The following is a 12527-nucleotide window of genomic DNA, read 5'->3' on the forward strand; positions in this document are numbered from 1 at the left end:
CGATGAACGCCAGCCTGCCGCCCGAGCCGGGCATCCGTGTCAGCCTCGCCGACCTGATCGAGATGCGCCATCGCGTGCGTGAAGTGCAATTGTTTTCCACGCCGAGCCAGCGCAGCCCGCTGATCGGCCTGCACCACTCCAAACTGCGCGGACGTGGCGTCGACTTCGATCAGGTGCGGGTCTATCAGGCCGGCGACGATGTGCGCACCATTGACTGGCGCGTGACTGCCCGCACCCAGGAACCCCACACCAAGCTGTTCCACGAAGAACGTGAGCGACCGATCTTCATCATGGTCGAACAAAGTCGCCGGCTGTTTTTCGGCTCCGGCCTGATGTTCAAGTCGGTGCTCGCCGCCCAGGCCGCGAGCCTGATCGGCTGGGCCGCCCTGGGGCACAACGACCGGGTCGGCGGGCTGGTGTATGGTGACAACGAGCACTACGAAATCAAGCCTCGGCGCAGCAAGCAAAGCCTGCTGCAGTTGCTCAACCGGCTGGTGCGGGTCAATCAGTCGCTCAACAGCGAAAGCGAGCCGGACCGCGACGCCTTTGGCATTGCCCTGCGCCGCGCCCGGGAAGTGTCGCGCCCTGGCAGCCTGGTGATCGTGATCTGCGACGAACGCGCCCTTTCGGACAGCGCCGAGCAGCAACTGAGCCTGTTATCGCGCCACTGCGACCTGTTGTTGCTGCCGTTGTCCGATCCGCTGGACCATGCCCTGCCCGCCGCCGGCCTGCTGCGTTTCGCCGAACGCGGCGCGCAACTGGAACTCGACACGCTGAATTTCGACCTGCGCCAGACGTACCGGGCCCAGGCCGAAGCACGTATCGCCCGCTGGGAACTGCTCGCGCAGAAACTGCGGGTGCTGATGATGCCGTTGAGCACTCAGAGCGAGATGGTCGAGCAACTGCGCGAATACCTGAACCCACAGAAACCGGGGAAAGGCCGATGAGCAGCCTTGATCAACTGCAACCGCTGATATCCCCGCCACCGGTGGAATTCTGGCCCCCGGCACCGGGTTGGTGGCTGCTGCTGCTCGTGGTGCCACTGATCGGTCTGGGCCTATGGAAGCTGCGTCGCTTCATTCCGCAAAAACGCCCCGTGGTACGTGCCGAACAGCCGCTCGATCCGGTACGCCTTGCGGCCCTGGCCGAGCTGGCACTGATGCCCAAGCCTTACGACGGTGCGCCGGCGGGTGCCTGGCTGCAGCAACTCAACGGCCTGCTCAAGCGCCTGTGCCGCAACCACTATCCCTACAGTCAGAGCCACACCCTCAACGGCCGCAAATGGCTGGCGTTCCTCGACAATCGCTGCCCGGCGGCCGGCCTGACCCGCTGGATGGTGCTCGTGGAAGGCGCCTACAAACCCGAATGCAAACTCGACGACAAGGCCATTGCCGGCCTGACCCAAGCCGTCGATACGTGGATTCGCAAACATGTTTGAATTCGCCTGGCCGTGGATTTTTGCCCTTGCGCCGCTGCCGTGGCTGATGCGCATCCTATTGCCGGTGGCCGACAGTGGTGAACCGGCACTCAAGGTCAGCTTCCTCAGCGACCTGGAAGGCCTCGCCGGGCGACGCGCCCGGGCCAACCTGCCAGCCTGGCGCCAGCAGGCCCCGTTCATCCTGCTATGGCTGTTGCTGCTGGTCGCAGCGGCTCGCCCGCAGTGGCTCGGCGAGCCCCTGCCGATTGCCGCCAGCGGCCGTGACCTGCTGGTGGCCGTGGACGTTTCCGGGTCCATGGATTTCCCTGACATGCAATGGCAGGACGAAGACATCAGTCGCCTGTCACTGGTCCAGCATCTGCTCGGCGACTTTCTCGAAAGCCGCGAAGGTGACCGGGTCGGGCTGATCCTGTTCGGCAGCCAGGCCTACCTGCAGGCACCGCTGACCTTCGACCGCCACACCGTGCGCGTCTGGCTCGATGAGGCGCGCATCGGCATCGCCGGCAAAAACACCGCCATCGGCGATGCCATCGGTCTGGCCCTCAAGCGCCTGCGTTTGCGTCCGGCCACCAGCCGCGTGCTGATCCTGGTGACCGATGGTGCCAACAATGGCGGTGAAATCGACCCACTCACCGCTGCACGACTCGCCGCCAAGGAAGGCGTGAAAATCTACCCGATCGGCATCGGCGCCGATCCGGAGCAAAGTGGCACGGTCGGCTTTCTTGGCGTCAATCCAAGCCTGGACCTGGACGAACCGTCCCTCAAGGCCATCGCCGAAGTCACGGGTGGCCAGTATTTCCGTGCTCGCGACGGCAAAGAGCTGCAGGCAATCAAGGACACCCTGGATCAACTGGAGCCCGTGGCCCAGCAACCCACCCAGGCCCGCCCGACCTAAGCGTTGTACCACTGGCCACTGGCCCTGGCACTGTGGCTGAGCATACTGCTGGTGGCCCACGTGCTCTGGCCGGACAACCCCTTGCAACGCCTGTTCACCAAGGATCTGTTCTTGCAAACCCAACTGCTGCCTGACTGGCGCCAGCGTCTCAAACGCCTGCGCCTGCGGAGGCGTCGATGAGTGTGCTGTGGCCGTACTGGTTCCGCCCCTGGTGGCTGCTGTTGCTGCCGGTGCTTGGCTGGTTGCTCTGGCAACTGTGGCACCGCAAGAAGCGCGCCGGGCGCTGGCAAATGATTCTGCCACCGGCCTTTCACGCCGCACTGCTCAGTGGCGGCAGTGGCCGTGACAGTAAACTGCCCTGGATCGCCCTCGGTCTCGCGTGGCTGTTGACCGTGCTCGCCCTGCTCGGTCCGGGCTGGCAGCGTGTCGAGCAGACCAGTCAAAAGCCCGCCGACCCGCTGGTGGTGGTGCTCGAGCTGACCCCGGAAATGCTCGCCACCGACGTCATGCCCAACCGGCTTGAACAGGCGCGTCGCAAGTTGTTCGATCTGCTGCAGATTCGCAGCGACGCGCAAACCGCCATCGTCGTCTACGCCGGCAGTGCCCACACGCTGGTACCGCTGTCGGATGATCTGTCCACCAGCCGCAATCTGCTGGACGCACTGAAGCCGTCGTTGATGCCAGAGGCCGGGCATCGCGCCGATCTGGCGGTCACCAAGGCCTTGGCACTGCTCGAACAAGCGGCGCTGGGCGACGGCCGGATCCTGCTGATCGGTTCGTCCTTGACCGAACAGGAGCGGCTGGGCATCCGTCACGCGCTCAACGGTAAATCGACCCAATTTCTGATGCTTGGCATCGGCACCGCCGAAGGCTCGCCCATCACCCAGGAGGACGGCAGTTTCCTCAAGGACGAACAAGGGGCCATTCTCGTGCCGCGCCTGGACGAGCCAGGCTTGAAAGCTTTTGCCAACGACCTGGATGGACGCTTTCGCCAGGCACGCCTGGACGACAGTGACCTGCATGCCCTTGGCCTGTTCGACGGCCCACGCCACCTGCGCAACGACGGTCAGACCCTGCGCCTGGACACCTGGGCCGATCAAGGTTACTGGCTGTTGCTACCGCTGCTGTTGCTGGCGGCCTGCGCGGGGCGTCGCGGCTGGCTGCTGTGCCTGCCGCTGTTGTTGGCGTTGCCTCAACCGAGCTACGCCTTCGATCTCGTCGACCTGTGGTTGCGTCCCGACCAACAAGGCGTGCACCTGCTCAAGCAAAAGCGCCCGGCCGAAGCCGCCCGGCGCTTCGAAGACCACCAGTGGCAAGGCGTGGCGCTCTATGAAGCCGCAGACTATGCCCGCGCCGCCGAGCGGTTCGCAGAAGGCAACGATGCCCACGCCCACTACAATCGAGGCAATGCCCTGGCCAAAAGCGGTGAGCTGGAGGCGGCCCTGGACGCGTACGAACAGGCTCTGGAACGTCAACCGGACTTGCGCCCGGCGCTGACCAACAAGGCGCTGGTGGAAGAGCTGCTCAAGCAGAAAAACAGCCCGCCCGCCCCGGAACCGGACGCTTCCGCCGGCGACGAACCCCAGGCCATGCAACAACAGACTCCACCGGGCGTCTCATCGCAATCCTCGGACAGCGGCGAGCCGCAGGCGCAAGAACCGCCGGCCGACTCCAACACCGCGCAACCGCCGGTGTCGCCGCCCAGACCGGGTGCCAATGAAGTGCCCGGCAGCGAGCTGGGTGACGAACAGCACACCACGCCGCCCTTGCGCCCTGCCACCGACAGTATCGAAGGTGAACAGCGTCAGGCACTGGAGCAGTGGTTGCGGCAGATCCCGGATGACCCCGGCGAGCTGCTGCGGCGAAAATTCTGGTACGAACAGCAACAACATCAGGATCAGGAAAAAACTCGATGACCCGCTTCACCGTTTTATTGCTCGCGCTGATGCACGGCCTGTTGTTCTGCTCTGTCCAGGCACAGGCTGCAGAGCTGGCCGCCAGTGTGGACCGCAGTCGCCTGAGCTCAGGCGAGACGGTCGAGCTGACCTTGGAATCCACCGACGTGACCCAGTTCGGCAAACCCGACCTGACACCGCTGGAGCCGTTGTTCGAGGTGCGCGGCACGCGCCAGGTCAACCAGTTGAACACCCTCAGCGGTGAAAACCAGGCCGCCACGCGCTGGATCATCACCCTCCTGCCGCGGCAAAACGGCAGCGTCGTGATTCCGCCCCTGCAACTGGGCGAACTGCAGAGCCAGCCGATCACCCTGCAAGTGGTCGAGAGTGAAACACCGGACAACCCGAACAAACGCGCCCCGGTGTTCATCGATGCCAGCCTCGATCAAACCAGCGTGTACGTTCAGGCCCAGGCAGTCCTGACCCTGCGTATCTACCACTCGGTGTCGCTGTACGACGACAGCAGCCTGCCACCCTTGCAGATACCTGACGCACGCATCGAACAATTGGGCGAATCACGCACCTACGAAAAAGACATCGATGGCCTGCGCCACGGCGTGATCGAAATGCGCTACGCGATCTACCCGCAACACAGTGGCGAACTGATCATTCCGGCACAGGTCTTCAACGCGGCGCTGGTCGACGCACAACCGGTACAGGACAACACCGCCCAGGGGCCGAAATCCGGCAAGCTGATGCGCGTCACCTCGGCCGAACTGCTGTTGACGGTCAAGGCCAAACCCCTCACCTGGCCGGCCGATGCCCCCTGGCTGCCAGCGCGCAGCCTGACCCTGAGCGAAAGCTGGAACCCGGAGCCGGACCACGCCCAGGTCGGCGATTCACTGACCCGCAGCCTGACGGTGACGGCCGAAGGCTTGTCCAGCACCCAACTGCCACCGCTACCCGGCACCGATGTCGGCGGCCTACGCCGCTACCCGGATCAACCGGTGCTCGGCAACCAGAACAGCGAACGCGGCCTGATCGGTAGCCGTGAAGACCGCGAGGCCCTGGTGCCGACACGCACCGGCGCCATCGAACTGCCCACCGTCGACGTGGTCTGGTGGAACACTTTCGAAGACCATCTGGAACACAGCAGCCTGCCTGCCCGCACGCTGCACGTGGCGGCCAACCCGAGCCTGGTGGTCGACACCCCGGCCGGCGCGTCTGCGGTCGAAGCCGGCGCCGACAGCGAAGCCCTGTGGCGCTGGAAGCTCAGCACCCTGTTCCTGGCCTGCACCACCCTGCTCGGCTTCGGCCTCTGGTGGCGTGGCCGCTGGCAACCGGCGGTGGCGCGCACTGCCCAAACCGGCCCGAGCCCGCGCACGGTACTCGACGACCTCAAGCGCGCCTGCCTGGCCAATGATTCCCACGCCACCCGCCAGGCCCTCGACGCCTGGGCCCGTCAACAACCGGAAACCCTGGCCGACATGGCCGCCCGCTTCGTGCCCCTGTCCAACGCCCTCGACGGCTTGAACGGCGCGCTGTACAGCGAAACCGGCCAGTACTGGCAAGGTGATGAGCTGTGGCGGGCGATCAAGGCGATCCCGATGGCCGAACGGGTGCAGGACGTGGTTGGCGACAGTGGGTTGCCGCCGCTTTATCCGAAGTAAACAACGGTCCTTGTGGCCAAGGGGCTTGCCTGTGGCGAGGGGGCTTGCCCCCGTTGGGCCGCGAAGCGGCCCCAAGTTTTTCCGGCACACCGAGCTGCCCGGATTTACGGCCGCTTCGCGACCGAACGGGGGCAAGCCCCCTCGCCACAGGCAAGCTCCCTCGCCACAAAACATTCCAACGCGCGACCGGGCATTTTTACCAGTAAACTCTCCCCCCTTTCGCCGCCTTCATTTTTCACGCGGCCATCACCTATTTTTGTACCGGAGTCCGCCTTGCGCTTGTTTCACACCTCCGACTGGCACCTGGGGCAAAACCTGCACGGCCAGGATCGCGATTTCGAACATGGCTGTTTTCTCGAATGGCTGTTGCGCCAGCTGAAACTGGATCAGCCGGATGTACTGTTGATCGCCGGCGACATCTTCGACACGGTCAATCCGCCGGTCAAAGCCCAGGAGCGGCTCTACGACTTCATCGTCAGCGCCCATGAGCAGCAGCCGTCGCTGACCATCGTGATGATTGCCGGTAACCATGATTCCGGCTCGCGGATCGAACTGCCGGCCCCCTTGATGCGCCGCTTGCGCACCCACGCGCTCGGCCGTGTGCTGTGGCTGGACGACGGGCAGCTGGATGCCGAGCGCCTGTTGTTGCCGTTGCCTGATGCCAGCGGTGCGATCGCCGGCTGGTGCCTGGCGTTGCCGTTCCTGCGCCCGGCGGAAGTCACCGGCGCGCATTTGGGCGACAACTACCTGCGCGGGATCGGTCAGGTGCACGAATGGCTGATCGAAGCGGCCAACGCCAGGCGCACGCCAGGCCAGGCACTGATCGCCATCAGCCACGCGCACATGGCGGGCGGTTCGGTGTCGGAAGACTCCGAGCGCAGCCTGATCATCGGCAACGCCGAAGCCCTGCCCGCCAGTCTGTTCGGGCCGAGCATCAGCTACGTTGCCCTCGGTCACCTGCACAAACCGCAGAAGGTCAACGGCGAGGAGCGCATCCGCTACAGCGGCTCGCCGATTCCGCTGTCGTTCTCCGAGATCAGCTATCAGCACCAGATTCTCGACATCAAGCTCGACGGCGAAACCCTGGTCAGCGTCGAGCCGAAACTGATTCCCCGCGCGGTCAACCTGCAACGCATCGGCCCGGCGCCCTTGAGCGAGATCCTGCTGCAACTGGCAGACCTGCCAAACATCGACCTGTTGGCCGATATCCAGCGCCAACCCTGGCTGGAGGTGCGGGTGCGCCTCGATGAGCCGCAGCCCGACCTGCGCAATCAAGTGGAAACCGCCCTGCAAGGCAAGGCCGTGCGCCTAGTGCGCATTGCCGCGGAGTACGCCGGCAATGGCGGCCGTGACGGTGCCGATGAAGGCAGCACGCTGATCGAGCTGGACCAGCTCACGCCTCAAGAGCTGTTCAGCCGCGCCTGGCAGGACAACTACGGCAGCGAGGTCGACGAGCAGACCCTCAAGGACTTTGCCGAGCTGTTGCAGGACGTGCAGATGGAGAGTGAACAGCCATGAAAATTCTCGCGATCCGCCTGAAAAACCTCGCCTCCCTGGCCGGGCCGTTTGAAATCGACTTCACCGCCGAACCCTTGGCCAGTGCCGGACTGTTCGCCATCACCGGTCCCACCGGGGCCGGCAAAAGCACGCTGCTCGATGCTTTGTGCTTGGCGCTGTTTGGCGCCGTACCACGCCTGAACAACACCGGCCGCGACGCGAAAGTGCCGGACGCCGACGGCGAAATCGGCACCGGCGACCCGCGCACCCTGCTGCGTCGCGGCACGGGTGAAGGCTACGCGGAAGTGGATTTCGTCGGAGTCGACGGCCGCCGTTACCGCGCCCGCTGGGAAGCCAATCGCGCCCGGGACAAGGCCGCCGGCAAGCTGCAGGCCAGTCGCCAGAGCTTGCGTGACATCGATCAGGACCAGTTGCTGGCCAGCCAGAAAGGCGAATACAAGGCTCAGCTCGAAGCCGCGCTGGGGCTGAACTTCGAACAGTTCACCCGTGCCGTGCTGCTGGCGCAAAGCGAGTTCAGCGCCTTCCTCAAGGCCGACGACAACGACCGCAGCGAACTGCTGGAGAAACTCACCGACACCGCGCTCTACACCCGCCTCGGTCGTCGCGCCTTCGACAAGACCAAGGAGGCTCGCGAGGTTCACAAACTGCTGCAGGATCAGGCCAGCGGAGTGACACCGCTGGCGCCACAGGCCCGTGCGGAACTGGATGAGCGCTTCAATGCCGCGCAGCAACAACTGAAGTTGCAGCAGGCACAACTCAAACAGCTTGAGCAGCAGCACACCTGGCTCAAGGAGCTGCGTCAGTTGCAGGACACTCAACTCGCCGCGACCGAGCAACTTCACGGTGCCCAACAGCAGTGGGAAGGATTGGCCGGCGAACGCTTGAAGCTGACACGGCTGGAACAACTCGGCCCGCAACGGCACCAGTTCGCCCGCAAAACCGAACTCGATGCACTGCTGACGCCACTGGCCGCACAGGTTGCTGCCCATACCCGGCAGCAGCACGAGCTGACTGAACGCCAGACGGTGCTGGAGCAGAACCTCTCTGCCACACAAATCGCCCTGAGCGAAGCCCTGCAACGACAAACCGACAGTGCTCCGCTACTGCGTCAGGCCTTCGAGGAACAAAGCACCCTCGCCCGCCTGGCCAGGGACACCACCTTCAGCGCCGACGCGAAGCACACCGCAGAACAAGCCTGCATCCAGGGCCAAAGCGCCATTCAAGCCCTGTTGGAAAAGCAGAGCCAGGTTGCCGAACGTTTGCAGCGTATCGCCACCGAGCTTGAGCAAAGCGGCCATCTGGCGCCGCTCAGCGACGCGTGGAATGCCTATCGGGATCGCCTGCAACAGTTGATGTTGATCGGCAACCGCTTGAATAAAGGCCAGGCCGAGCTGGCGACCCTCGAACAAAACACCACCCGCTGCGGCGAAGAACTCGCCTTGCAAAAACAGCAACTTGAAGTGCTGTTCAAGGAGGCCGGCGCGGAGCCGGACGCCGTGGCCGAGCAGATCGGCATCCTCGGCAACCTGTTGCAGGACAACCGTAAACAGCTGCGCGCCATCGAAGACCTGACGCGGCTGTGGGCCAGCCAGCAGGAACTGGACAAGCGCGGCGCCGAACTGCAACAACGTCAGCTCGCCGCGCAACAGGAACGTGAGCGCCTGACTCAGGACGGAGTGAAAACCAAAGCCGAACTGACGGTCGCCGAACAAACCTTCAACGTCACCCGGGAACTGCTGGAACGCCAACGTCTGGCCCGCAGTGCGAGTGTCGAAGAGTTGCGCACGCAGTTGCAGGACGACCAACCGTGCCCGGTCTGCGGCAGTCACGAGCATCCTTACCATCAGCCCGAAGCGCTGCTACAGAGCCTCGGTCGCCACGATGAAAACGAACAGGCCCGCGCGCAGCAAGCGGTGGACCAGCTCAAGGAAAAGCTCACCGAATTGCGCGCCGAGGTGGTGGGCGTCATCGCCCGGCAAAAGGAGCTGCTGCAACAACAGGAACAACTGGACACCCAACAACAAGCCTTGGCAGCGAGCCTCGACGCTCACCCACTGGCCGCACAACTTCTGGACCAGGACGCCGAAAAGCGCGACGCCTGGCTGACCCGGCAAAACGATCAGTTGAACCAGAGCATCGCCCAGGACGAACAGCGTCAGCGCGCCCTGCTCACCCTGCAGCAGGACGCCGCGCGCCTGACCCAGCAATTGCGCCACGCCGAAACCGCGCATCAACAAGCGGCCCAGCACCTGAGCAACCAGCAGCGCGAACTGGGCAGCGACCGTCAACGGCTCGACGAGGAACTCGCCGCATTCGGCAGCCTTCTGCCGGCCGAAACCCTCGAAGCGCTACGGGTGGAGCCTGCTGCGACGTTCATGCAGCTGGATCGGCAGATCGCCGAGCGCCTCACACAGCTCGATCAGCAGAAGGAAGAACTTGCCGAGCAGCAACAGCGCCAACAGACGCTTGAGAAAGAACAGGATCGCCAGCAAACCCGCGTGCAACAGCAGCTAATCGCCGAGCAGCAATTCAGTGCACTGGCCGAACAGCAAACGGCTTGCCAGCACCGACTTGCCCAATTGCTGGGCGAGCACAACAGCGCCGAGCAGTGGCAGCAAGGGCTGGAAAACGCCGTAGAGCAAGCACGCAGTGCCCAGGCAACAACGGCGCAGGAGCTGCAGCAGGTACGTACGCAACAGGTGCAGATCGCCGCCGAACTCAAGGCGCAGCAGGAGCGTTTGCAAGCGCTGGAAAACGAAGACCGCGACCTCACCGACAAGATCGCCGACTGGCGCGGCCGACATCCCGAGCTGGATGACGGTGGCCTCGAAGATCTGCTGCGGGTCGACGACACGCAGGTCTGCGAACTGCGCCAACGCTTGCAACACAACGAAAAAGCCATCGAACAGGCCAAGGTGCTGCTGCAGGAGCGTGATCAGCGCTTGCTCGATCATCAGGCCCAGCACAACGGCCACCTCGATGCCGAGCAACTCGCCACCGCCCTCACCGACCTGCAACATCAGTTCGCCGCCAGCGAGCAGCACTGCGCCGAACTGCGCGCCGAGCAGGTCGAGGACCAGCGCCGGCAGAACGCCAATCAAGCCCTGGCCCAACAGATTGCCGACGCCTACAGCGAGTATCAACGCTGGGCACGCCTGAATGCGTTGATCGGTTCCGCCACTGGCGACACCTTCCGCAAGATTGCCCAGGCCTACAACCTCGACCTGCTGGTGCATCATGCCAACGTGCAATTGCGCCAACTGGTGCGCCGTTATCGCCTCAAGCGCGGCGGCAGCATGCTCGGGTTGCTGGTGATGGACACCGAAATGGGTGACGAACTGCGTTCGGTGCATTCGCTGTCCGGTGGCGAGACCTTCCTGGTATCGCTGGCACTGGCCCTCGGCCTGGCGTCGATGGCATCGAGCACGCTGAAAATCGAGTCGCTGTTCATCGACGAAGGCTTCGGCAGCCTCGATCCGGAATCCCTGCAGCTGGCCATGGACGCCCTCGACGGCTTGCAGGCCCAGGGCCGCAAGGTCGCGGTGATTTCCCACGTACAGGAAATGCATGAACGGATTCCGGTGCAGATCCAGGTCCGCCGCCAGGGCAACGGCCTGAGCACCCTGGAGGTGAAATGAACACGCTGTACTCCTTCCGCCGCTGCCCCTACGCCATGCGCGCACGCATGGCCCTGCGTTATTCGGCAGTGGCCGTGGACATCGTCGAAGTCAGCCTGAAGGCCAAGCCCGCCGAGATGCTCGCGCTGTCGGGCAAAGGCACGGTGCCGGTGCTGAGCGCCGATGGCCGGGTGATCGACGAAAGCCTCGACATCATGCGCTGGGCGCTGGCACAGAACGATCCGCAAAACTGGTTGCTCAAGGATGATCCTGACGCAGCGGCGCAGATCGCCCCGCTGATCGAACAGAACGATCAGGTGTTCAAGGTGCACTTGAATCGCTACAAGTACGCCGAGCGTTATCCCGAGCAGCCGATGGAGGCGTATCGCGCCGAGGGCGAGGTGTTTTTGCAAAGGCTGGATGAGTTGCTGGAGGGGCGCGACTATTTGCTGGCCGACCATCCAAGCCTGGCCGACGTGGCGCTGATGCCCTTCGTGAGGCAGTTCGCCCACGTCGACCGTGAATGGTTTGCGCAGACGCCGTATCGGCGGTTGCAGGATTGGTTGCAGCGGTTTCTGGAGTCGGAGTTGTTTACCGGCGTGATGAAAAAGTAAACGCAGCCACAAAGGATTCAGTGACCAGCAGGTTCAAGCCAACACCCCACACATCCCGATCGCCGAGCAATCGACCTGGAACGGCCCGAAAACCACGCCTTCATTCCTGATCGGCGGATTGCCGGCCAGCATGCCCTGCGCGTTGGCGTTTTCGATATTGCGGGCAATGTTGTGATTGGCTTCGATGGCACGCGCCACTGAACCCGCCGAGCCCTGTCCGATCCCCAGCAGGGAGGATCCGTTGGTCATGAACGCCAGGAAGGCGATGACCCAGAGTCTGTGCCCTTTCATGCGCCGGCGACTCCTGCGAGTTCAGCCTGATCAACGCTGGCGTTTTGCGCACGGTGGTCAAACTGGATGCCGGGATGAGCGACCTGGATCGGTGCTTCGAAGCTGGATTGTGACTGGGCTGACAGGCTGACCAACAGCACCATGGCAAGGTACAGGCCGATCGCTACATAAGCGCCGTGTTTGGCAGAAGTGAGAATTGCGCTGGCCATGATGTTCTCCGCAGGCATGTTTCAATGCCCACAGAATCGATCAAAACAGCCTGGGTCACCACTCAGGGTTATCCATAGTGATCATCAGCTTCGTTGATCATCAAGCCAGACTATTTCAGTCTTCAATAAAACTCATCAAGCGCTCGCGCGCAGCTTCCGGTTCACCGGAAACAGCGTCGGATGCCGACAAAATAGGGGTGGAATAGAGAAACAGAAGAACCAATGCCAGACGCGTCACCATGCTGCCGATCCTTGCCGTGAGGAGGAGTCAAAAAATCAGCGTCAATTTAAACGGATGGCCATGTGATATCAAGCGCGACATTGATAGCAAACTGATGCTGTCGCAAATGCGTTATGCAGGAGCGACATCACTCTGATCG

General features: G+C 63.4%; 10 protein-coding genes and 1 pseudogene. 8 read left to right on the forward strand and 3 right to left on the reverse strand.

Features of this window, described 5'->3' with window-relative positions:
* Window positions 1-2 precede the first annotated feature (2 nt).
* The 8 genes and pseudogenes from ACEN83_RS16620 (at window position 3) to ACEN83_RS16655 (ending at window position 11647) form a co-directional block, all read left to right on the forward strand.
* A complete protein-coding gene (locus ACEN83_RS16620; protein ID WP_007979925.1) occupies window positions 3-947 on the forward strand; it encodes a DUF58 domain-containing protein in 945 nt (314 codons plus the stop codon).
* Window positions 944-1438, forward strand: coding sequence for a DUF4381 domain-containing protein (locus ACEN83_RS16625; protein WP_007979927.1), 495 nt, complete (start codon window positions 944-946; stop codon window positions 1436-1438). The genes ACEN83_RS16620 and ACEN83_RS16625 overlap by 4 nt, the downstream gene beginning before the upstream one ends.
* Window positions 1431-2513, forward strand: a pseudogene (locus ACEN83_RS16630) (vWA domain-containing protein). The gene ACEN83_RS16625 and the pseudogene ACEN83_RS16630 overlap by 8 nt, the downstream one beginning before the upstream one ends.
* Window positions 2510-4249: a VWA domain-containing protein gene (locus tag ACEN83_RS16635; RefSeq protein WP_495577769.1), complete on the forward strand. Its 1740-nt coding sequence runs from the start codon at window positions 2510-2512 to the stop codon at window positions 4247-4249. The pseudogene ACEN83_RS16630 and the gene ACEN83_RS16635 overlap by 4 nt, the downstream one beginning before the upstream one ends.
* Window positions 4246-5898, forward strand: a complete 1653-nt coding sequence (locus tag ACEN83_RS16640; protein ID WP_495577770.1) for a BatD family protein — start codon at window positions 4246-4248, stop codon at window positions 5896-5898. Before ACEN83_RS16635 ends, ACEN83_RS16640 begins: the two co-directional genes overlap by 4 nt.
* A gap of 273 nt (window positions 5899-6171) precedes the next feature.
* Window positions 6172-7416 (forward strand): exonuclease SbcCD subunit D C-terminal domain-containing protein, encoded by a 1245-nt coding sequence (locus tag ACEN83_RS16645; protein ID WP_495577771.1) that lies wholly within the window; start codon window positions 6172-6174, stop codon window positions 7414-7416.
* Window positions 7413-11054: an AAA family ATPase gene (locus tag ACEN83_RS16650; protein ID WP_495577772.1), complete on the forward strand. Its 3642-nt coding sequence runs from the start codon at window positions 7413-7415 to the stop codon at window positions 11052-11054. Before ACEN83_RS16645 ends, ACEN83_RS16650 begins: the two co-directional genes overlap by 4 nt.
* Window positions 11051-11647 (forward strand): glutathione S-transferase, encoded by a 597-nt coding sequence (locus ACEN83_RS16655; protein ID WP_495577773.1) that lies wholly within the window; start codon window positions 11051-11053, stop codon window positions 11645-11647. Before ACEN83_RS16650 ends, ACEN83_RS16655 begins: the two co-directional genes overlap by 4 nt.
* A gap of 33 nt (window positions 11648-11680) precedes the next feature.
* Here the strand turns inward: ACEN83_RS16655 and ACEN83_RS16660 are convergent, their stop codons facing one another.
* The 3 genes from ACEN83_RS16660 to ACEN83_RS16670 all read right to left on the reverse strand — a co-directional run bounded on the left by ACEN83_RS16660 (window position 11681) and on the right by ACEN83_RS16670 (window position 12388).
* Entirely contained in the window at window positions 11681-11938 is a 258-nt protein-coding gene (locus tag ACEN83_RS16660) for a hypothetical protein (RefSeq protein WP_007979945.1), read from the reverse strand.
* Window positions 11935-12147, reverse strand: coding sequence for a hypothetical protein (locus ACEN83_RS16665; protein WP_007979947.1), 213 nt, complete (start codon window positions 12145-12147; stop codon window positions 11935-11937). Before ACEN83_RS16665 ends, ACEN83_RS16660 begins: the two co-directional genes overlap by 4 nt.
* Window positions 12148-12262: 115 nt before the next feature.
* Window positions 12263-12388: a hypothetical protein gene (locus ACEN83_RS16670; RefSeq protein ID WP_256356799.1), complete on the reverse strand. Its 126-nt coding sequence runs from the start codon at window positions 12386-12388 to the stop codon at window positions 12263-12265.
* Between the last annotated feature and the right edge of the window lie 139 nt (window positions 12389-12527).

The sequence above is a fragment of the Pseudomonas sp. Pseusp49 genome, from assembly GCF_059491875.1.

What these genes read in the sequence shown, in the direction of transcription:
- ACEN83_RS16620 (WP_007979925.1), top strand. Translation starts at nt 3, where the DNA reads ATGAACGCCAGCCTGCCGCCCGAGCCGGGCATCCGTGTCAGCCTCGCC.
- ACEN83_RS16625 (WP_007979927.1), top strand. Translation starts at nt 944, where the DNA reads ATGAGCAGCCTTGATCAACTGCAACCGCTGATATCCCCGCCACCGGTG.
- ACEN83_RS16635 (WP_495577769.1), top strand. Translation starts at nt 2,510, where the DNA reads ATGAGTGTGCTGTGGCCGTACTGGTTCCGCCCCTGGTGGCTGCTGTTG.
- ACEN83_RS16640 (WP_495577770.1), top strand. Translation starts at nt 4,246, where the DNA reads ATGACCCGCTTCACCGTTTTATTGCTCGCGCTGATGCACGGCCTGTTG.
- ACEN83_RS16650 (WP_495577772.1), top strand. Translation starts at nt 7,413, where the DNA reads ATGAAAATTCTCGCGATCCGCCTGAAAAACCTCGCCTCCCTGGCCGGG.
- ACEN83_RS16655 (WP_495577773.1), top strand. Translation starts at nt 11,051, where the DNA reads ATGAACACGCTGTACTCCTTCCGCCGCTGCCCCTACGCCATGCGCGCA.
- ACEN83_RS16660 (WP_007979945.1), bottom strand. Translation starts at nt 11,938, where the DNA reads ATGAAAGGGCACAGACTCTGGGTCATCGCCTTCCTGGCGTTCATGACC.
- ACEN83_RS16665 (WP_007979947.1), bottom strand. Translation starts at nt 12,147, where the DNA reads ATGGCCAGCGCAATTCTCACTTCTGCCAAACACGGCGCTTATGTAGCG.
- ACEN83_RS16670 (WP_256356799.1), bottom strand. Translation starts at nt 12,388, where the DNA reads ATGGTGACGCGTCTGGCATTGGTTCTTCTGTTTCTCTATTCCACCCCT.